This is a genomic window from Sphingomonas changbaiensis NBRC 104936 (assembly GCF_000974765.1).
In the GTDB taxonomy this organism is placed as follows: Bacteria; Pseudomonadota; Alphaproteobacteria; order Sphingomonadales; family Sphingomonadaceae; genus Sphingomonas_B; species Sphingomonas_B changbaiensis.
On the sequence record NZ_BBWU01000021.1, the window covers coordinates 108,589 to 127,984 of the forward strand.

The 19,396-nt window shown below is 66.2% G+C and carries 16 protein-coding genes and 1 tRNA gene; 8 read left to right on the forward strand and 9 right to left on the reverse strand.

The window, feature by feature from the left end:
- Positions 1-123: 123 nt before the first annotated feature.
- Together SCH01S_RS05325 and SCH01S_RS05330 are read left to right on the forward strand one after the other, a co-directional pair.
- Entirely contained in the window at positions 124-1,863 is a 1,740-nt protein-coding gene (locus SCH01S_RS05325; protein WP_245612163.1) for a chloride channel protein, read from the forward strand.
- On the forward strand, positions 1,860-2,918 hold the full coding sequence (locus tag SCH01S_RS05330; protein WP_046347740.1) for a S1C family serine protease: 1,059 nt from the start codon (positions 1,860-1,862) through the stop codon (positions 2,916-2,918). Before SCH01S_RS05325 ends, SCH01S_RS05330 begins: the two co-directional genes overlap by 4 nt.
- Before the next feature lie 3 nt (positions 2,919-2,921).
- Here SCH01S_RS05330 and putA read toward each other — a convergent pair whose 3' ends face one another.
- Complete coding sequence (gene putA / locus SCH01S_RS05335) at positions 2,922-6,011, reverse strand: bifunctional proline dehydrogenase/L-glutamate gamma-semialdehyde dehydrogenase PutA (protein ID WP_046347741.1); 3,090 nt, start codon at positions 6,009-6,011, stop codon at positions 2,922-2,924.
- A gap of 90 nt (positions 6,012-6,101) precedes the next feature.
- Between putA and SCH01S_RS05340 the strand changes: the two genes are divergently transcribed.
- Positions 6,102-6,557, forward strand: a complete 456-nt coding sequence (locus tag SCH01S_RS05340) for an Lrp/AsnC ligand binding domain-containing protein (RefSeq protein WP_046347742.1) — start codon at positions 6,102-6,104, stop codon at positions 6,555-6,557.
- Between the two features lie 161 nt (positions 6,558-6,718).
- Here SCH01S_RS05340 and SCH01S_RS05345 read toward each other — a convergent pair whose 3' ends face one another.
- Both SCH01S_RS05345 and SCH01S_RS05350 read right to left on the reverse strand, forming a co-directional pair.
- Positions 6,719-8,413: an amidohydrolase family protein gene (locus tag SCH01S_RS05345; RefSeq protein ID WP_046347743.1), complete on the reverse strand. Its 1,695-nt coding sequence runs from the start codon at positions 8,411-8,413 to the stop codon at positions 6,719-6,721.
- A 159-nt stretch (positions 8,414-8,572) separates the two neighbouring features.
- Entirely contained in the window at positions 8,573-10,927 is a 2,355-nt protein-coding gene (locus tag SCH01S_RS05350) for a TonB-dependent receptor (RefSeq protein WP_084689402.1), read from the reverse strand.
- Between the two features lie 252 nt (positions 10,928-11,179).
- On the opposite strand from SCH01S_RS05350, the gene SCH01S_RS05355 reads away from it, so the two are divergent.
- Entirely contained in the window at positions 11,180-11,677 is a 498-nt protein-coding gene (locus SCH01S_RS05355; RefSeq protein ID WP_046347744.1) for a GNAT family N-acetyltransferase, read from the forward strand.
- Positions 11,678-11,722: 45 nt separating this feature from the next.
- Here SCH01S_RS05355 and SCH01S_RS05360 read toward each other — a convergent pair.
- A tRNA-Ala gene (locus SCH01S_RS05360) sits at positions 11,723-11,798 on the reverse strand.
- A gap of 71 nt (positions 11,799-11,869) precedes the next feature.
- Complete coding sequence (locus SCH01S_RS05365) at positions 11,870-12,190, reverse strand: FYDLN acid domain-containing protein (RefSeq protein WP_046347745.1); 321 nt, start codon at positions 12,188-12,190, stop codon at positions 11,870-11,872.
- Positions 12,191-12,359: 169 nt separating this feature from the next.
- On the opposite strand from SCH01S_RS05365, the gene aroA reads away from it, so the two are divergent.
- Together aroA and cmk are read left to right on the forward strand one after the other, a co-directional pair.
- Positions 12,360-13,658, forward strand: a complete 1,299-nt coding sequence (gene aroA, locus SCH01S_RS05370; protein WP_245612164.1) for a 3-phosphoshikimate 1-carboxyvinyltransferase — start codon at positions 12,360-12,362, stop codon at positions 13,656-13,658.
- Entirely contained in the window at positions 13,655-14,272 is a 618-nt protein-coding gene (gene cmk / locus SCH01S_RS05375) for a (d)CMP kinase (protein ID WP_046347747.1), read from the forward strand. Before aroA ends, cmk begins: the two co-directional genes overlap by 4 nt.
- Here cmk and SCH01S_RS05380 read toward each other — a convergent pair.
- Together SCH01S_RS05380 and SCH01S_RS05385 are read right to left on the reverse strand one after the other, a co-directional pair.
- The gene (locus SCH01S_RS05380; RefSeq protein ID WP_046347748.1) at positions 14,269-14,475 is read right to left on the reverse strand and encodes a hypothetical protein; all 207 of its coding nucleotides are present in this window, start codon (positions 14,473-14,475) and stop codon (positions 14,269-14,271) included. The two genes, cmk and SCH01S_RS05380, sit on opposite strands and share 4 nt — an antisense overlap.
- Positions 14,476-14,593: 118 nt before the next feature.
- Positions 14,594-14,824 (reverse strand): hypothetical protein, encoded by a 231-nt coding sequence (locus tag SCH01S_RS05385; RefSeq protein ID WP_046347749.1) that lies wholly within the window; start codon positions 14,822-14,824, stop codon positions 14,594-14,596.
- A 328-nt stretch (positions 14,825-15,152) separates the two neighbouring features.
- Here SCH01S_RS05385 and rpsA point away from each other — a divergent pair, with 328 nt between their 5' ends.
- On the forward strand, positions 15,153-16,862 hold the full coding sequence (rpsA, locus tag SCH01S_RS05390) for a 30S ribosomal protein S1 (RefSeq protein ID WP_046347750.1): 1,710 nt from the start codon (positions 15,153-15,155) through the stop codon (positions 16,860-16,862).
- 211 nt (positions 16,863-17,073) lie between these two features.
- Positions 17,074-17,352 carry an integration host factor subunit beta gene (locus tag SCH01S_RS05395; RefSeq protein ID WP_046347751.1) on the forward strand — a complete coding sequence of 93 codons (279 nt, stop codon included), beginning with the start codon at positions 17,074-17,076 and terminating at the stop codon, positions 17,350-17,352.
- Between the two features lie 304 nt (positions 17,353-17,656).
- Here the strand turns inward: SCH01S_RS05395 and SCH01S_RS05400 are convergent, their stop codons facing one another.
- Both SCH01S_RS05400 and SCH01S_RS05405 read right to left on the reverse strand, forming a co-directional pair.
- Entirely contained in the window at positions 17,657-18,427 is a 771-nt protein-coding gene (locus SCH01S_RS05400) for an ABC transporter permease (protein ID WP_046347752.1), read from the reverse strand.
- The gene (locus SCH01S_RS05405) at positions 18,424-19,356 is read right to left on the reverse strand and encodes an ABC transporter ATP-binding protein (RefSeq protein WP_046347753.1); all 933 of its coding nucleotides are present in this window, start codon (positions 19,354-19,356) and stop codon (positions 18,424-18,426) included. Before SCH01S_RS05405 ends, SCH01S_RS05400 begins: the two co-directional genes overlap by 4 nt.
- Positions 19,357-19,396 lie beyond the last annotated feature (40 nt).

Consider the following 19,396-nt stretch of genomic DNA (forward strand, 5'->3'; position numbering starts at 1 on the left):
GAACTCGCGCGATCATTGCAAGCCGCCGGACCCCGAGCAAGGTGGGTTCGACCGCCGCTCGCCGTTTGCCGCGCGTGTGCGGCTGGGCTACGGACGCCCGTCGATCGCCGAAGCCGGACCCTGGTGCGAACATTTCTTCTGATTCTCGCAAGCATCCGCCGCCTGGCCCGGACCAGCGAGGCCGGGCTGATCGTGGTGGCGATCCTGGTCGGCAGCGCCGCGGGGCTGCTCGCGGCGTTTCAAGGCGCGATTGCGCACGGACTGCAAACCTTGCTCTATGGCTTGGGCGTGGAACGGCTGAGCGCCGTCGAAGCGGTCGATCCCGTCCGCCTCCTTGCACTGCCCGTGGGCGGGTTGTTGCTGACCGGCATCGCCTATCTCGCGCGGCGGCGGCGGGCACCGATCGACGTGGTCGAAGCCAACGCCCTTCACGGCGGCGCGATCCCGGCAACCGACTCGCTGCTGGTTTCGGCGCAGACGATCGTCTCCAACGGGTTCGGCGCATCGGTGGGTCTCGAAGCGGCCTATGCGCAGGCGGGTGGCGGGCTCGCCTCGGTGCTGGGCACGGGGCTCAAGCTCAGGCGATCCGACCAGCGGATCCTGGTCGGCGCCGGCGCGGGCGCGGCGATCGGGGCCGCCTTCGGCGCGCCCCTGACTGGCGCCTTCTACGCATTCGAGATCGTGATCGGCGCCTATACGCCCGCCGCGATCGCCCCGGTCGCGGCGGCGGCATTGGCGGCGGTGCTGGTCGTCCGCGGACTGGGCTTGCCTGCCTATCTGACGGTCCTTCCCGGTGCCGAACCGATCGGGGCGGCCGATTACGTGCTGTACTCGCTGCTCGGCATCGTCTGCGCAGTGATGGGCGTTGCGTTGATGCGGGCCATCACGACGCTTGAGCGCGGCGTCAGGCGATCGCCGATCCCGGAGCGCTGGCGGCCTGTGTTGGGCGGCGCGCTGCTGATCCCGCTTGCCCTCATGTCGCCGCAGGTACTTTCGGCCGGACACGGCGCGCTGCACCTCGACATGACGATGGGCGTCGCGGTCGAGTTTCTGGCGAGCATATTGGTGCTCAAGATGCTGGCGTCGGCGGTGTCGCTCTCGTTCGGGTTCCGCGGCGGCCTGTTCTTCGCGTCCCTGTTCCTGGGCTCGCTGACCGGACAGATTTTCGCGGCGCTCCTCCCTACCCTGCCTGGGCTCGGTGCGGTCGACCCGACCGATGCCGCCCTGATCGGCATGGCGTCGTTCGCCGTCGCGGTGGTCGGCGGCCCGATGACCATGTCTATGCTGGTGCTGGAGACGACTCACGATTTCGCGCTGACCGGCGTCGCGATCACGGCCGGCCTGTGCGCAAGCACGTTCGTTCGCCAGACTTTCGGCTTCTCCTTCTCCACCTGGCGCCTGCATACGCGCGGCGAGACGATCCGGAGCGCGCGCGACGTCGGCTGGGCGCGGACGCTGACGGCGGGCCGGATGATGCGAAAGGGCGTCGCGACCGCCGAACAATCCATCACCATCGCCGAGTTCCGTAGACGGTTCCCGCTCGGCTCGACGGGCCAGGTCGTGTTGGTCGACCATGTCGGCCACTATGCCGGGCTGGTGCCGACATCCTCCGCCTATGCTTCGGAACTCGACGAAGCGACGCGAGTCTCGTCGCTCGCGACCCTGACGGATGTCGCATTGCGACCGGAGGCGGATGTCACCGAAGTCATGAAGACATTCGAGGCGACTGAATCGGACGATCTTGCCGTGATCGACGAGCAGGGCTGTCTGCTCGGTCGCTTGAGCGAACGCCATGTGCATCGCCGCTACACGGATGAGCTGGAGAAGGCGCAGCGCGAGCTGTTCGGAGAAGGCGAGAGATGACCGATCCCGCGCCTCCCCGCTGGCACCGCCCGGCTCTGGTCGCGGGCGGTATCGTGGGCGTGCTGATCCTGTCGATCATCGGCGGATATTTCGGCGCGGGGCTGCGCTCGACGCCCGCAGCTCGTGCGGTGAGGCTGCCGTCGATCGTTCAATTGGTGCCGCGCAGGCCGGACGCGCCGAGCGATGCCGATCTGGTCAAATCGGCTTGCCCGTCAGTGGTGAAGGTCACGACCGGACAGAGCGGGGTCAATCCGGTGTCGGTGCCGGGCGTGATCGTATCACGCCAGGGGGCCATCCTCACATCGGATGCCGGGAACGCCACGGATCAGGCGACGGTCCTGTTGAGCGGCGGCGACACGCTGCCGGCAAAGCTGCTGGCGACCGATCCGCTGGCCGGCCTCGCCCTTTATCAGATCGATCAGGACGCCTCACCGGCGCTCGACATACCGGCAGTCGAATTTCCGCCGGTCGGCACCCGTCTGCTTGCCCTTGCCGCCCCGAACGGCAGCGGCTGTGCGATGGCGCCGCTGACGGTCGGCAGCGACTTCATCACCGACGGCGGAGCGCTTCAGGTCTACCTCGCCCCGATACCGGTTCCGCCGGCCGCGTTCGCCGGCGGTCCGGTGATCGATGGCAATGGCCAGCTTGCCGGAATGCTGGTCGCGTCCGACGACACCGGCGGCGCCCGGATTCTGCCCGCGACGGTGTTGGCGCCGATCGTCTCCGAGCTGCTCCGCACGAGGGCGGCAGGCCCGAACCGGATCGGACTGGAAATTGGCGAGATCAGCCCGGCGCTTGCCGACCGCCTCGGCTACGGTCGGCGAAGCGGGGCGATGGTGGCGATTGCGGACGACAAGGGTCCGGCAGCAAAGGCGGGCTTACGTGCCGGCGACATCATTCTCAGCATCAACGGCCAACCCGTCTCAAGCGCTTCCGAAGCCGGCCGGGCCCTGGTCGACACTGGCCCGATTGCCATCGAGGCGCTGCGCGGAACGCAACGCCTCGATGTGACGCTCGGCAAGCCTGCCGCATCGGCCAGAGCCCGGCGGCGATAAGTCTCAGGCCATCGCGGCTGGCACTTCGGCGCTGAACAGGGCCGCATTGCCGCCGGCCGATGTGGTGTCGATCGAGATCGCGCGCTCGGTCACGAACCGTAGCAGGTAATGCGGCCCGCCGGCCTTGAAACCGGTTCCCGACAGTCCCTCGCCGCCGAACGGCTGCACGCCGACCACGGCGCCGATCGTCGAGCGATTGACGTAGAGGTTGCCGACCTTCGCGCGTGCCCGCACGATGTCCATCGCCGACGCAAGCCGGCTGTGCAGCCCCATCGTCAGGCCGTAGCCGTTGGCGTTGATGCGATCGACCAGCGCTTCGAGTTCGCCCGCCTTCCAGGTGACCACGTGCAGCACCGGCCCGAACACTTCCGTGGTCAGCTCTTCGGGCGTGTCCAAACGGATGATGGTCGGCCCGACGAAATGACCGCCGGGCGCGTCGTCCGTCGGCAGCGATGCGATCACGCGCGCCGCGTTGGCGTCGATATAGCCCTGCACCCGCCCGCGCGCCGCCTCGTCGATCAGCGGCCCGACATCGGTCGAGGCCAGCGCCGGATCGCCCAGCTTCAGCTCGGCCATCGCGCCCTGCAGCATCTCGAGGATCCCGTCGGCCACATCTTCCTGAAGGCACAGCAGGCGAAGCGCCGAGCAGCGTTGGCCGGCGCTGCGGAACGCGGAATCGATCACGTCCGCCACGACCTGTTCGGGCAGCGCGGTCGAATCCACGATCATCGCGTTGATGCCGCCGGTCTCCGCGACCAGCGGGGCAATTGGCCGCAGGTCGTCGTCCAGGATCGAGCGTGCGATCCGCTTGGCGGCGCCCGTCGATCCGGTGAAGGCCACACCCGAGACACGGCGGTCCGCAACCAGCGCCGCGCCCACGTCCGCGCCGCCCGGCAGCAGCTGCAGCACATCGCCCGGCACGCCGGCGCGGTGAAGCAGCCGCACCGCGCGCGCGGCGATCAGCGGCGTCTGCGGCGCAGGCTTCGCGATCACCGCGTTGCCGGCGACCAGCGCGGCCGTGACCTGCCCGAGGAAGATCGCGAGCGGGAAATTCCATGGGCTGATACAGGCGAACACGCCGCGACCGCTCAGCCGCATTTCGTTGCACTCGCCGGTCGGCCCGGGCAGCACATGCGTGACCAGCAAGCGCCGGGCTTGGGCGGCGTAATAGCGGCAGAAGTCGACAGCTTCGCGCACTTCGGCCACGGTGTCGGGCAGGCATTTGCCCGCCTCGCGCACCGCAAGCGCGAAGAAGGCTTCCTTCTCTTTTTCCAGCAGGTCGGCGGCGCGTTCCAGGCAGGCAGCGCGCTCCTCGACCGGCAGCGCAGCCCAGGCCGGCGCGGCGCGGCTGGCGCGCTCGATTGCCACGCGCACCTGGTCCGGCGTCGCATCGACGACCTCGCCTACGACATCGTCCGGATTGGCGGGGTTGACGACCGGGGTCGCCGCCCCGGCGGCTTCCTGGCCCCCGATCAGTGGGCCGGCGCGGCGGTCTTCCGGCGCGGTCGCAACGACGCGCGCTTCCAGTGCGCGCAACACCTCACGGTCCGACAAGTCAGTTCCTTCCGAATTGAGACGCTCGGCGCCGAACAGGTCGGCGGGCATCGAGATGATGGGGTTCGGCGCGCCGCCATTGGCTTCAACAAGGGCGACCGGATCGGTCGCGAGCGCGTCGATATCGCGGCTGGTATCGCCGATCTGATGGACGAAGCTGCTGTTCGCCCCGTTCTCAAGCAGCCTGCGGACCAGATAGGCGAGCAGATCGCGATAACCGCCGACCGGCGCGTAGACGCGAACCTGATGGCGCCCGTCCTTCAACGCTTCGGCATAAAGCGGCTCGCCCATGCCGTGCAGACGCTGGAACTCGATATCGTCGCGGTTGCCCGCCCAGGTCATCAAGCTGGCGACGGTCAGCGCATTGTGCGTCGCAAAGGCCGGCGCGATGTTCTCCGCCGCCAGCATCCGCCGCGCGCAGGCGAGATAGGACACGTCGGTGGCCTCCTTCCGCGTATAAACCGGATAGCCGTCGAGCCCTTCTTCTTGGGCATGCTTGATCTCGGTGTCCCAATAGGCGCCCTTCACCAGCCGCACCTGGATCCGGCGGCCGGTCGCGGCGCCAAGTGCGTCGGCCCATTCGATCACGCCCATCGCGCGCTTCTGATAGGCCTGGATCGCCATGCCGAGCCCGTCCCAGCCGGCAAGCGCCGGGTCCGCGGCGACCGCGGCAATGATGTCGAGCGACATTTCCAGGCGATCCGCCTCTTCGGCGTCAATGGTCAGGCCGATGCCGTGCCGCTTCGCCCGCTTGGCGAGCGTAATGACGGCCGCTGACAATTCGCGCACCGCCCGCTCCGCCTGCCCCGCTTCGTAGCGCGGGTGAAGGGCCGACAGTTTGATCGACACCGAATGTCGCTTGGAGAGCGGCGCATCCTGGGAAGCGGCGGTACCCACCGCCTCGATCGCTCCCTCATAAGCTTCGAAATAGCGGCGGGCGTCGGCGGCGGTGAACGCCGCTTCGCCGAGCATATCGAACGAGCAGATCGCGCCTTCGCGTCGCGCCCGGGCAAGGGCTTCGTCGATCGTGCGGCCGAGCACGAACTGGCCGCCCATCAGCTGCATCGCCGCGGCGACCCCCATCCGGACGAACGGTTCGCCCATGCGTGCTATGAGCCCGCGCAGCGCGCCGGCACCGGGCGCAGTGAGGGTTTTCGTCAGGATCAGGCCGAACGTCGCCGTATTGACGACTGCAGAGGGCGCGCGACGGCCGTGCGACGCCCAGTCGCCCATCTGCACCTTGTCCTGGATCAGCAGGTTGGCCGTGTGCGGGTCGGGGACGCGCAGATAGGCTTCGGCGAGCGACAGCAGCGCGATGCCTTCCTCGCTGCTCAGCGCATATTCGCGCATGAACCGCTCGACCAGGCCCGCATCGGGGTGGCGCCGCAGCGCCTCCAGCAGCGACCGTGTCGTCTCCTCCACGCGCGGCTGTTCGGCGGACGTGCTGCGCGCGAGCGGGAGGAGCTGGGCGAGCGCGACCTGCTCTTCGATGCGGTGGCGACTGGCGATTGCGGCGCGATATTCGGCAAGGGATTGCATGTTCAAATCAGGACTCGCGTTCGGTTCTGGAATTCGGCGCGTGGGCCGGCATAATGACGGGCTTCACATAGAAGGCCCGGAGAAGCATCGATGCTGAACGAGACCGACCGCCGGATTCTCAGGACCATCCAGAAGGACGGCCGGATCACCAACCAGGAGCTCGCCAATCGCTGCGGACTCTCGCCATCGGCCTGTTTCGATCGGCTGAGGCGGCTGCGCGAACAGGGCTACATCACCGGCTTTTCCGCCCATCTCGACCCGGAAAAGCTGGACCGCGCGCTTCTGGTCTTCATCGAGGTGCTGCTCGATCGCACCACCGGTGAAGTGTTTTCCAATTTCGCCGAAGCCGTGCGCGGCAAGCCGGAGATCATGGAATGCCACATGGTTGCCGGCGGGTTCGACTATCTGCTGAAAGTGCGCATGAAAGACATGGCGGCCTATCGCGCCTTTCTCGCAGACTCGCTGGTGGGCATGCCGGGGGTTCGCGAAACGCGCACCTACGCCGTTCTGGAGGAAGTGAAGAACGCGACCGACCTGCCGATCTGACGTTCGATTGTCGCCTGCAACGGACGCTTTCGATCTGCATCGGCTGGAAGACGGCATTTCTCTACTAAATCCACGCGTTACTCCGTTCGCCGGCGCACGAGGCGCCGGCGTCCGGTTTCTGATGACAAGGTTGCTGCGCCGCCGGAGAAGCGGCGCAGTCGTTACTGGCCGGTGCCGGGATTGGGCGCGGGCGCGCCCGGCTGCCCGAGCCGCGCCTTTTCCGACGCGACCATCTGGGCGACTTCCGCCAGCAGCTTCTTCGCGTCGTAGACGATCCCGTCCTTGACCGTGTAGCTGACGCCGCCGACGAGTTCCTGCTTGTTCGTCTTCGGGTTCAGCCGCAGATGGCCGGTGCCGTAGAGCGTCTTCAGGTTCGCAAGCGGGTTTTCCTTCACGATCACGAGGTCGGCGAGCATGCCCGGCCGCACCACGCCGACCGGCGTCGGAACGCCCTTCGGACGCCAGCCCTCGTCGGCGCTCCACATTGTCGCGGAACGCACGATCTCGAGCGGGGTGAAGCCGGCCTCGCGGAACAGCTCGAGCTCCTCGATATAGGCGAAGCCATACGTCTTGAAGATGAAGCCGGAGTCGGTGCCGACCGTCACGCGGCCACCCATATTCTTATAGTCGTTCATCAGCTTGAAAAAGTTCGAGTAGAACCGCTTCCAAGCGAACTCGTTCTCGGTCGTCCAGTCGTAAAAATAGGAACCGTGATTGTCGCGCGTCGACTGGAAATAATTCCAGAGCTGGGGCGTGACGTATTTGTTGTTCCAATCCGCATTCCGCGCGCGCATCAGGTCGCGCGACGCGGCGTAGATGTTGAACGTCGGGTTGAAGTCGACGTTGTTGTCCTTCTGGTGATGAAGGTATTCCATCCACTCTGGCGATTCCGGCGCGTATACCTCGTCCCAGATCTCGGCAATGTCGCCGAACCGGTCCTGCTCGTTGTTGTAGTTATAATCGAGCGGGAATTGCTGGATCGTCGCATCCTTCAGCAGCGCTTCGAAGTGCCCGTAATAATGGGTCACGGTGTCGAGATGCGCGTCGCCCGCGTTGCGCGCGTTGAAGTTGGCGACCCCGGTCTGCGACAGATGGGCGACGGTGCCCATCTTGTTCTTGTGCGCTTCGTCAATCGCAGCAGCGATGATGTCCGGCGTCTCTTCGGGGCGATTGAAGAACTTGATGCCGTCGATGTTGTGCGTCGCCGCCCAGCGCACCCACAGCCGCGCCTTTTCAGGCGAGTCGACGGGCCCGCCGGTCCAGCCCGCGCCCATCGTCTGGTAGTTGAGGATACGCGGCGCCGCGATCTCGTTGGCTGCAGACCGATTCTTCTCCGAGCTCGCGACCTCCGGCGGCGCGAGCGGCACGCCGCGGACGGTGGTGACGCCGTGCGCCAGCCAGAGCTTGTAGGCATAGCTCATGTCCGGCGCCTTGTCGGCGGCCGGCGCGTGAACGTGCATGTCGACGAAGCCGGGCAGCACGTACATGCCGGTCGCGTCGAGCTCATAATCGGCGTCACGCGGTTCGCGCTGCGGCTTCATCGGCAGGCCCGGCCAACCTGCCTGGGTGACGGCGACGATCTTGTTGCCTTCGATGACGATATCGACCGGCCCGCGCGGCGGCGCGCCGGTGCCGTCGATCAGCGTCGCGCCGCGGATCACCAGCTTGCGGAACGGGCCGACGCTCTCGTCGGACGTGCGCGGCGGCGCCGGGACATACTGGCCGCGCGCTTCCTGCGTCGCGCCCGCCGCACCGCCGGCAAACCATTCGTCATGATCGTCCTGCGCAAACGACACGCCGGTAAGCGCGGTCGTCGCCAGGACAAGCGTCACTGCACTGAGGAATGCCTTCTTCATCTTTGAAACCCCTGATTCGACCCGAATTGTGTGATCATTGGCCTGTCGCCGCTGCCGAGGAAAGTGGTGCGGTGGGGGCGGCCCAGCGATGGCCGCCCCCGCCGGAAGAGAGTCTTAGGGATGGGGGAGCCCCTCCTCCGGCATTTCGAACCCATGATCTCAACGGAAGCGCTTCAGCAGGCTGATGCCGAAGGTGCGTGGCGGCGCGCTGAACACCGTCGTCTTGCCGCCAGTGTTCGAGCTGGACGAGCGGCTGTTGACCGCCGCCGCGTTGAACACGTTGTTGACGAACAGGAACGCGTTCCAGCCGGAGTCGGCGGCCTGCAGGCCGATGCGCGCGTTCACCAGCTCATAAGCGTCGACCTTGCGGCGATAGACGTCGAGCTGCGACAGCGTGCTGTATGAGGATCCGACGTACGCCGCATCGGCGCGGATGATGCCGTCGAGCGTGTCGCTGATCCCCCAGGTGTATTCGGCCGACCCGCTGGCGTTCCAGCGCGGAACGAAGGCCAGCCGATCGCCTTTCCGGCCGGTCGCGACCACGACTTCGCTGACCTGGTCCTCCGACAGGCGGGCGTTGGTGTAACCAAGGTTCGCCGACAGCGAGAAGCCGGCGAGCGGCGTTGCGCTCAGCTCCGCCTCGACGCCCTCGATCCGTGCCGCGCCGGCGTTGGAGATCAGCCCGAACACCGATCCGGTGCCGGAGGTGCGGCCTGAGACCTGGAGATTATCCCAGTCGATCCGATATCCGGTCAGGTTGAAATAGACCCCGGCCAGCGGATGGGTCTTCACGCCGACTTCGTAATTCCACAGGCTGTCGGATGAATAGGCGGCCAGCGCGGCCGGCAAGCCGATCACCTGGTTTACGCCGCCGGGACGGAAGCCCTGCGACGCCTGCACATAGACCATATAGTCCGGATTGATTTCGTAGGAGGCGTTGAACTTGTAGACGAAGCCGTCTTCCTTCGATTCCGCCTCCTGGAACGGCGTCACCTTCGAGACGTAATGTTCCTGGCCCTTGTCGACCCGGCCGCCCACGGTCTTGTCGAAATCGTAATAGCGCGCGCCGGCCGTGAGGGTCAGCTTGTCGAAGAATTTGTACGACAGCTCGGCAAAGGCGGCCTTCTGCTTCAGGTGATCGTTGATCGTCCGATCGTAGAAGATGTTCTCGTCGACAAAGGGCTGGAGCAGCCCGCTGCGTGGATCGGCGGTGAGCAATGTGCTGCGCACCTCGGTCTTGCGGTCTTCGGAGAAGACGCCGACCGTCCAGTTGAACGGACCGTTGCCGGTCGAGCTCAGGCGCAGCTCATTCGTCCAGTTCTTCACGAACTGCGGCTGGTAGAGGCTCGAAAACAGAATGCGGTTCGTCTCGTCGAGATAGTCGGCGAGTTCGGTCGGCGAACAGGCGCGGGCATTGGCGAGATGATAGCGCTTGCATCCGGCGGCATTGTCGCGGCCGTTGAAGGTGTCGCTGACGTCGCTGACGACGGTGCGATCGCGGCGGAAATAGGTGCTCACCGCGGTCAGCGCGACCGGGCCGAAATCATAGTTCAGCGTGCCGCTGTAGATCTGGTTCTTGTCGTAGTTTCCGGATTCGGAGCGGCCGTCCGTCACATAACGCTGGCCCGTCTCGGCGATCCAGCGCGGGCTGTTGGTCGCGACCTTCTCGTAATAGGCGGCAAAATCGACGGTCAGCGCGTCGGTCGGCGTGATGCGCAGCAACGCGCGACCGCCATACGAATTGCCGTCGTTGATGTTGTTGCGGTGATAGTAGGAGTTGTCGACGTAGCCGGCGAACTGATTGTAATCGCCGACCACGCGCAGCGCGACCACGTCCTCGACGATCGGCACGTTGATCATCGCGTCGACGGAGCCGCCGACGCCCCCGCTCTGGACCGCCGACAAGCTGCCCGCCATCGCGGCTTCGAGACGATCGGCCTTCGGCTTTTCGTAGATGATGCGGACCGTGCCGCCCATCGATCCGGAGCCGTAAAGCGTGCCCTGCGGCCCGCGCAGCACCTCGGCACGCTCGACATCGAACAGGCGGAAATCGGGGGTCGAGCCCGCCGCGTCGCTGGTCGTGCCGACCGATCCGGAGACCGGGGATTCGTCGTAATAGACGCCGACGGTCGGCTCACCCGCAGCGGTGACGCCGCGCAGGATGACGCGACGGTTGCCGGGGCCGCCATCGACCACCCGAAGGCTCGGCGCATTGCGCGTCAGGTCGGTGAAGCTGGTCGTGCCGCCCCGCTGAAGCGAATCGCCGCCGACGGCGGAGATCGCGATCGGCGTGTCCTGAAGCCGCGTGTCGCGCTTCAAAGCGGTGACGACGATTTCGCCCGAGTTGTCGGCCACATTCGCATTGTCGGCCGCTGCCTGGGCTTCGGCTCCGGCCGGCACGTCCTGCGCCATGGCCATCGACGGAAAGAGGATCGCCGCGCCTGTCAGCAGGGCTGCGCGCCCGATACGGCCCGCCGCTTGCGGATACGAGACTCCACCAAATCCAAACGCCATTCTGCAACCCCCCTGATGATTCGTTTTTGCGCAGCAGATGAAGGAAAGGCCCGGTCTGCCGCCGTCCTTATGGGTAGCAGCGCCCGTTCCGAAGGTGCTTGGTTTTTTGACGATCTACGCAGGATTAATTTCTGGATATCGACCAAAAATCGAAGGTTCAGCCGGATTTTAAGCATAACCCCGCAACATCGTTCCCCTCCCTTCAATTCGATCTATTCTGTGGCGCGAATCAGCAGGAGCGTGCCTCAATCGATGCGAATTAGATCAGCCACGGACGCGGACTGGCCGAAGATCTGGCTGATCCTCGAACCCGTTATACGCGCCGGCGAAGCCTATGCGCTTCCGGTCGACATGGATGAGGCCGATGCGCGTGCCTATTGGTTCGCGCCGGGCCACGATGTCTTTGTCGCGGAAATCGAGGACGCGCGCCTGGCCGGCACTTATTATATGCGCCCCAACCAGCGCGGCGGCGGAAGCCATGTCTGCAACTGCGGATATGCGACCGCGACGGACATGCAGGGCCGCGGGATCGCGCGCACGATGGGCGAGCATTCGCTCGAGACCGCGCGCGATCGCGGCTATCGAGCGATGCAGTTTAATTTCGTGGTTGCCAGCAACGAGCGCGCGGTTCGGCTCTGGAGCTCGCTCGGCTTCGACATTGTCGGCCGCCTGCCCTCGGCCTTTCGCCACCCGGCGCTTGGCGATGTGGACGCGCTTGTGATGTGGCGCTCGCTTGAGCTCGGCGATTGAAGCCGCGGTGCCGGCCGAAAAAAGGTATCGCCGCTATAGGGAAAATGGTGGAGCCGAGGGGGATCGAACCCCTGACCTTCGCAATGCCATTGCGACGCTCTCCCAGCTGAGCTACGGCCCCACGCTTGTCACGCCGGGCTGGTCCGGCGGGCTTGAGCGCCGCCCGTTAGCGGGGCGGCGCCGGTAAATCAATCAGCTTTCGTCACTGTCGTCGCCGGTCGCGACGCCAAGATCGTCGTCGCCGCCCAGATCGACTTCCTCGTCGACGGAAGGTTCGCCCTCGTCGATGTCCAGATCGTCGTCGCCGCCACCCAGGACTTCGTCGTCTTCGCTCTTCGCCTCTTCCTTCTTGGGGGCGTCGAACGGCAGCGGCTGCTTCGACTTGAGGACCGGCTCAGGCTCCCAGGCGTAGCCGCAATTGATGCACTGGACGGGATCGTCCTTGCCGAGATCGTAGAAACGGGTCGCGCATTTCGGGCAGCTGCGCTTGGCTCCCCATTCAGGCTTCACCATCTGTGGCCTTGCTCCGGATACTCATGAAAAGAAAAACAGCGGCGCATCATCGTCGATGCCCCGCCAATCGGCGCGCGCCTTGCCATAGCAAAAGGGCGCTGTCAAAAGCCCCGCGCTCGCTTCTCCGACAAGATAGGAACGTCGTCCGTTGCACGCCAGTCCGCGCCCGTTGAGCTTCGCGCGCTCCGGCCCGCTTTCCGGCGCCGTGCGGGTGCCCGGCGACAAGTCGATCAGCCACCGCGCGCTGATGCTGTCGGCGCTCGCCGTCGGGGAAAGCCGGATCGACGGGCTGCTCGAAGGCGAAGACGTGCTCGCGACCGCCGCGGCGATGCGGGCGATGGGCGCAACAGTCGAGCGCGACGCCGACGGTCGCTGGACCGTCTTCGGCGTGGGTGTCGGCGGGCTGCTCCAGCCGGAATCGGCGCTCGACATGGGCAACAGCGGCACCTCGACCCGCCTGCTGATGGGCCTTGTCGCGAGTCACCCGATCAGCGCCACCTTCACCGGCGACGCTTCGCTCTCTCGCCGGCCGATGAACCGGGTGATCGAGCCCTTGTCGCTGATGGGCGCGGACGTGACCGCCTCGCCCGGTGGCCGCCTCCCGCTGATGCTGCGCGGCCTCTGCCCGGCGGTTCCGATCGCCTACCGCCTGCCGGTCGCGTCCGCCCAGGTGAAGAGCGCGGTGCTGCTCGCCGGCCTCAACACGCCGGGCATCACCCGCGTGATCGAGCCGGTCCCGACCCGCGATCACAGCGAACGGATGCTGAAGGGCTTCGGCGCCGACCTGACGGTCGAACTCGAAAACGGCGAACGCCACATCCGGATTCGCGGCGAGGCCGAGCTGAAGCCGCAGCGCATCACCGTCCCCGGAGACCCCTCGTCCGCCGCCTTCCCGGTCGTCGCCGCGCTGGTCGTGCCCGGCTCGGCCGTCACGGTCGAGAATGTCGGCATCAACCCGACCCGCGCCGGCCTTTACGAAGTGCTGCGGATGATGGGCGCGGAGATCGCTTTCGCGAACCCACGCGAGGTCGGCGGCGAGCCGGTCGCGGACATCACCGCCTGCTTCTCGACGCTCTCCGGCATCGACGTGCCGCCGGAGCTCGCGCCCAGCATGATCGACGACTTCCCGGTGCTGTTCGTCGCCGCCGCCTTCGCGCAGGGCCGGACGGTGATGCGCGGGCTCGAGGAACTGCGTGTGAAGGAATCGGACCGGATCGCGACGATGGCCGAAGGGCTCCGCGCGATCGGCGCGCAAGTCGAGGAGCTTTCCGACGGCCTGATAATCGATGGCACCGGCGGCGATCCCCTGCCCGGCGGCGCAACGATCGCCTCCCGCCTCGACCATCGCATCGCGATGAGCATGGCGGTTGCCGGGCTGAATTGCCATCAGCCGGTTCAGGTGGACGATATGAGCCCGGTGGCAACCAGCTTTCCCGGTTTCACAAGCCTTATCGAGCAACTGCAATGATCATCGCTGTCGACGGACCGGCGGCCAGCGGCAAGGGCACGATCGCCCGCGCGCTCGCTGCCCATTACAAGCTGCCGCACCTGGACACCGGCCTGCTCTACCGCGCGGTCGGGCAGACAGTGCTAGATCGCGGCGGTGATCCCGCCAGCGCGCTCGACGCGTTCGAAGCCTGCGACTTTGCCGACGCGCTGCTGGCCGATCCGCGGCTGAAGCTCGCGGCGGCGGGCAACGCGGCGTCGGTGGTTTCCGCCCATGGATCGGTCCGCCAGGCCTTGATGGACCGCCAGCGCGCCTTTGCAGCTCAGCCGGGCGGCGCGGTGCTGGACGGGCGCGATATCGGCACGGTGATCGCGCCGGATGCCGATGCCAAATTGTTCGTGCGCGCTACTTCCGCGATCCGCGCGCGCCGTCGCTATGAGGAACTGGTCCGCGCCGGAGTCGCGACCAGCTTCGACCGGGTGCTGGCCGATATCAAGGCGCGCGACCTGCGCGATTCCACCCGCGCTGCCGCGCCGCTCCGCCAGGCCGAAGACGCGATGTTGCTCGATACCAGCTATATGTCGATCGAAAGCGCGATCAGCCGTGCGATCGCGCTGGTGGAGAGTCGTCGCTAGGCGAGCCTGATCCGGAAGCCATAGCCGCGCGGCGCCGAGCGGACCGGCACGTGCAGGATATTGGCGCGGGTGCGGACCGCCTCCTGCGATCGCCCGAGTTGGCGCGCGACGTCGATCAGATAGGCGCCGTCGGCGAACAGGCAGCGGACCGTCTCGTCCTCAACTGCGGACCAGCTTTGTCCGTGATGCGCGCGTGCAAGCAAGCCGTCCTCCCTTACGAAAACAGGCCCGCCCTTCGATACGCCGAAGGACGGGCAAGACTGCACTGGAGCACTATGCGAACGCCTGTGTAACGATACGCAGGCGTTCCGGTTCCATCGCTCAGCGCCGGACGCGAATTGTCCTGCAGACACGGACGCGGCGGTGATGGTGCCAGCGCGTTCTGCACACCCGCTTGGTCCGCCATCCGCGATGCCGCATTTCGTGACGGTAATTGACGTGCCGCGTCACCGTCGTCCGCGTCACCACCCGCTCGCGCTGGGCACTGGCGGGCACTGCCGAAAAGGACGTGATCGCCACGGCGGCCGCGGCTGCAATCGCAAAGAGCTTCATCTTCGTCTCCCATTCCCCTGTCGCGAGCCGAACCACCGACCCGGCAATCCGGTTTCAACGGGAGGAACGGGCGCGCACGCCTTGCCCTTTGCCCACCTTTCCCCTATGTGCGCCCGCGTCCGGCGGACTTGGGTTCGCGGAGGAAGGCGCGTGGGGTGTTCCGACGCGCCCTTTTGGCTTTTATGGCGCCTCCGTTCCCCTGCACCGCCCGGATGCTTCGTCGGCATGCGGCCGGCGGGGCGGATTGGCCTCGGGTCCGTTCACGCGGGCCTAGACCGCCGGAGACAACCGGCTGGCCAGCAATGATTGTTTAGGAAGTATCTCCCTCATGGCCACTGCGGCTTTTCCCACCCGCGACGATTTCGCGGCTCTTCTCAACGAAACGCTCGGCGACAACGAAGGCTTTGAAGGCCGCGTCGTCAAGGGCACCGTCACCGCGATCGAGAACGATCTGGCCGTCATCGACGTCGGTCTGAAGTCCGAAGGCCGCGTGCCGCTGCGCGAGTTCGCGGCGCCGGGCCAGAAGGCGGACCTGAAGGTCGGCGACGAGGTCGAGGTGTTCGTCGACCGCGTCGAGAACGTCAACGGCGAAGCGATGCTGTCGCGCGACCGCGCGCGCCGCGAAGCCGCCTGGGACAAGCTGGAAGGCGAGTTCGCCGCCGGCAACCGCGTCGACGGCGTGATCTTCGGTCGCGTGAAGGGTGGCTTCACCGTCGACCTCGGCGGCGCCGTCGCCTTCCTGCCGGGCAGCCAGGTCGATATCCGTCCGGTCCGCGACGTGCAGCCGCTGATGGATATCCCGCAGCCGTTCCAGGTGCTGAAGATGGACCGCCGCCGCGGCAACATCGTCGTGTCGCGCCGCGCCGTTCTCGAAGAGACCCGCGCCGAGCAGCGCACCGGCCTGATCCAGAGCCTGCATGAAGGCCAGGTGATCGATGGCGTCGTCAAGAACATCACCGATTATGGCGCGTTCGTGGATCTGGGCGGCATCGACGGCCTGCTCCACGTCACCGACCTCAGCTACAAGCGGGTCAACCACCCGTCCGAGGTGCTGAACATCGGCGACACGGTGAAGGTGCAGATCATCCGCATCAACCGCGAGACGCAGCGCATCTCGCTGGGCATGAAGCAGCTCGAGAGCGATCCGTGGGAAGGCGCCGCCGCCAAATACCCGATCGGCGCCAAGTTCCATGGCCGCGTCACCAACATCACCGAGTACGGCGCGTTCGTCGAGCTCGAAGCGGGCATCGAAGGCCTGGTCCACGTCTCCGAAATGAGCTGGACCAAGAAGAACGTGCACCCGGGCAAGATCGTCTCGACCAGCCAAGAAGTCGACGTGATCGTGCTTGAGGTGGACGAAGACAAGCGCCGCATCTCGCTCGGCCTGAAGCAGGCCCAGCAGAATCCGTGGGAAAAGTTCGCCGAGGCGCATCCGGTCGGCAGCCAGGTCGAGGGCGAAGTCAAGAACGCGACCGAATTCGGCCTGTTCATCGGCCTCGACAACGACGTCGACGGCATGGTCCACATGTCGGATATCGCCTGGGGCATTTCCGGCGAGGACGCGCTCAATCTCCACCGCAAGGGCGAGATGGTGCAGGCGATCGTGCTCGACGTGGACGTCGAGAAGGAGCGTATCTCGCTCGGCATGAAGCAGCTGGAGCGCGGTGCGCCTGCAGCCGGCGGCGCGAGCGAAGGCGCCCGCGTCAACAAGAACGAGATCGTCACCGTGACGGTGCTCGAGGTTCGCGACGGCGGCCTCGAAGTGCAGGCGGGAGACGATGGCGCGACCGGCTTCATCAAGCGTTCGGACCTCGGCCGCGACCGCGACGAGCAGCGTTCGGAGCGCTTCCAGGTCGGCCAGAAGTTCGACGCGATGGTGACCGGCTTCGATCGCTCGAAGAAGCCGACCTTCTCCGTCAAGGCGATGCAGATCGCCGAAGAGAAGCAGGCCGTCGCCCAATATGGCAGCTCCGATTCGGGTGCGTCGCTCGGCGACATCCTCGGCGCCGCCCTCAACAAGGCGAAGCAGGGCAAGTAACAAAATGGGACCGCCACTCGGATAATTCCGGGTGGCGGTCCTTTCGATCCGACTCGCGCGGGCCTGCGGCCTGCGCTATGTTAGGACGAAGTATCGTAGCTTATCAGTCGAGTGTCGGTCTGGGGGGACCGTCGTTTTACGTGGGGGGACCAGCGCTGGGGAGGCCCCGGCGGCGGTCCTGCAATGGAACCGCCAGCTTGAAAGGAAGCCTATGATCCGGTCCGAATTGGTCCAGATGCTCGCCGAGGACAATCCCGGCCTGTCCGTCAAGGAGATCGACAGGATCGTCGCGATCTTCTTTGACGAGATCAGTCAGCGCCTGGCCGATGGCGGCCGGGTGGAGCTGCGCGGCTTCGGCGCCTTCTCGACCCGCGCCCGTGACGCCCGCACCGGCCGCAACCCGCGCACCGGCGAAACCGTCGCGGTCGACGCCAAGCGCGTCCCCTATTTCAAGCCCGGCAAGGAAATGCGCCAGCGCCTGAACGTGTGAGGGCGCGCGGCCGGTTGCTCACCTGTCATTCCCGCGAACGCGGGAATGCGTCTTTCTGCGAATGAATCTGTCCAGCATCGTGAGCCAGCGGACGTTGGCGCGTCCGTGGTAGGTGGTGAGCAGACCAGCCCCTCTCCCCTCGGGGAGAGGGCGACTCGCGCGCAGCGCGAGCGGGGTGAGGGGGCCAGAGCGAAGCGCAGCGAGCGTGAGAGCCCAGACCCTCACTCTCCCACCGCTTCGCGGTGCCCCCTCCCTCGCCCGCAAGCGGGAGAGGGGCTCGTCAGCAACGGGTCGAATCCCGACTTCAGCTCTTCAAACGATACCCTGTCCTGAAAATCCAGGCGACCACCGCGAGACAGACGATGAAGATCGCCAGCGTGATCGCAAAGCTGGTGCCCACCGCCACGTCCGACGTGCCGTAGAAGGACCAGCGGAAGGCGTTGATCAGGTAAACGACCGGGTTGAACAGGGTCACCGTCCGCCAGGGTTCGGCGAGCATGTCGATCGAATAGAAGGCGCCGCCCAGGAACGTCATCGGCGTTACGATCAGTAACGGGATCACCTGCAGCTGCTCGAAGCCCTTCGCCCAGATGCCGACGATAAAGCCGAACAGGCAGAAGGTGGCCGCGATCAGCAGCAGGAAGGCGATCATCACCAGCGGATGCTCGATCCTGACGGGCACGAACAGGTTCGCGGTCAACAGGATCACCAGCGCCACCGTCACCGCCTTGGTCATCGCCGCGCCGACATAGCCGAGCACCGTCTCGAACGCGGAGAGCGGCGCCGACAGGATCTCGTAGATCGTGCCGGTGAAGCGCGGCATGTGAATGCCGAACGATGCGTTGAAGATGCTTTCCGTGAACAGCGACAGCATCATCAGCCCGGGCACGATGAACGCGCCATAGGGCACGCCGTCGATCTCGCTCATCCGCGAGCCGATCGCCGCACCGAAGACGATGAAATAAAGCGAGGTGGTGATCACCGGCACCGCCAGCCCGGTCCAGAGCGTGCGCGCAAACCGGTGCATCTCGAATTTGTAGATGGCGAGCACGCCGCGCCAGTTGATGCCGGTCATGCGCCCTTCCCTTCATGCACCAGCCGGACGAAGATATCTTCCAGCGAGCTTTGCCGCGTCGCCAGGTCCTTGAAGCCGATGCCGAGATCCGTCATCCGCCGGATCAGCGAGGCGATTCCGGTCCGCTCCGCCTTGGCATCGAAGGTGTAGAGCAGCGCATTGCCCTCGTCGCGAAGCTCCAGCGGCCATTCGGCCAGTTCGGGCGGGATCGCCGCCATCGGCTCGGCAAGCTTCAGCGTCAGCTCGCGTTTGCCGAGCTTTTCCATCAGCGCCGCCGTCTCCTCGACCAGGATCAGCTCGCCATGGCTGATCACGCCGACGCGATCGGCCATTTCCTCGGCTTCCTCGATGTAATGCGTGGTCAGGATGATCGTGACGCCCTGGTCACGCAGCTCCCGGACCATGTCCCACATGCCGCGGCGCAGCTCGACATCGACGCCGGCGCTCGGCTCGTCTAGGAACAGGACGGTCGGCTCGTGGCTCAGCGCCTTTGCGATCATCACCCGGCGCTTCATGCCGCCGGAGAGCTCCTTGATCTTGGTCGCGCGCTTGTCCCACAGCGACAGCTGCTTCAGCAGCCGCTCGATGTGCGCCGGGCTGCGCGGCTTGCCGAACAGCCCGCGGCTGAAGCTGACCGTGTCCCACACCGTCTCGAAAGCGTCGGTGGTCAGCTCCTGCGGCACCAGCCCGATCGCGCTCCGCGTCGCTCGGTAGCCGGAAATGATATCGTGCCCGTCGACCGTCACCACGCCCCCGCTCGGCCGCACGATGCCGCAGACGATGCTGATCAGCGTCGTCTTGCCCGCGCCGTTCGGCCCGAGCAGCGCGAAAATCTCGCCGCGCCCGATCTCCAGATCGACGGCCTTCAATGCCTGGTGACCGGACTCGTACGTCTTGGTCAGCCCGGAAATGCGGATGATCGGGTCCATACCGTTGCGCTAGCGGTTCAAGGGGTGGCACGGCAAGCGG

What these genes read in the sequence shown, in the direction of transcription:
- SCH01S_RS05330 (WP_046347740.1), top strand. Translation starts at nt 1,860, where the DNA reads ATGACCGATCCCGCGCCTCCCCGCTGGCACCGCCCGGCTCTGGTCGCG.
- putA (WP_046347741.1), bottom strand. Translation starts at nt 6,011, where the DNA reads ATGCAATCCCTTGCCGAATATCGCGCCGCAATCGCCAGTCGCCACCGC.
- SCH01S_RS05340 (WP_046347742.1), top strand. Translation starts at nt 6,102, where the DNA reads ATGCTGAACGAGACCGACCGCCGGATTCTCAGGACCATCCAGAAGGAC.
- SCH01S_RS05345 (WP_046347743.1), bottom strand. Translation starts at nt 8,413, where the DNA reads ATGAAGAAGGCATTCCTCAGTGCAGTGACGCTTGTCCTGGCGACGACC.
- SCH01S_RS05350 (WP_084689402.1), bottom strand. Translation starts at nt 10,927, where the DNA reads ATGGCGTTTGGATTTGGTGGAGTCTCGTATCCGCAAGCGGCGGGCCGT.
- SCH01S_RS05355 (WP_046347744.1), top strand. Translation starts at nt 11,180, where the DNA reads ATGCGAATTAGATCAGCCACGGACGCGGACTGGCCGAAGATCTGGCTG.
- SCH01S_RS05365 (WP_046347745.1), bottom strand. Translation starts at nt 12,190, where the DNA reads ATGGTGAAGCCTGAATGGGGAGCCAAGCGCAGCTGCCCGAAATGCGCG.
- cmk (WP_046347747.1), top strand. Translation starts at nt 13,655, where the DNA reads ATGATCATCGCTGTCGACGGACCGGCGGCCAGCGGCAAGGGCACGATC.
- SCH01S_RS05385 (WP_046347749.1), bottom strand. Translation starts at nt 14,824, where the DNA reads ATGAAGCTCTTTGCGATTGCAGCCGCGGCCGCCGTGGCGATCACGTCC.
- rpsA (WP_046347750.1), top strand. Translation starts at nt 15,153, where the DNA reads ATGGCCACTGCGGCTTTTCCCACCCGCGACGATTTCGCGGCTCTTCTC.
- SCH01S_RS05395 (WP_046347751.1), top strand. Translation starts at nt 17,074, where the DNA reads ATGATCCGGTCCGAATTGGTCCAGATGCTCGCCGAGGACAATCCCGGC.
- SCH01S_RS05400 (WP_046347752.1), bottom strand. Translation starts at nt 18,427, where the DNA reads ATGACCGGCATCAACTGGCGCGGCGTGCTCGCCATCTACAAATTCGAG.
- SCH01S_RS05405 (WP_046347753.1), bottom strand. Translation starts at nt 19,356, where the DNA reads ATGGACCCGATCATCCGCATTTCCGGGCTGACCAAGACGTACGAGTCC.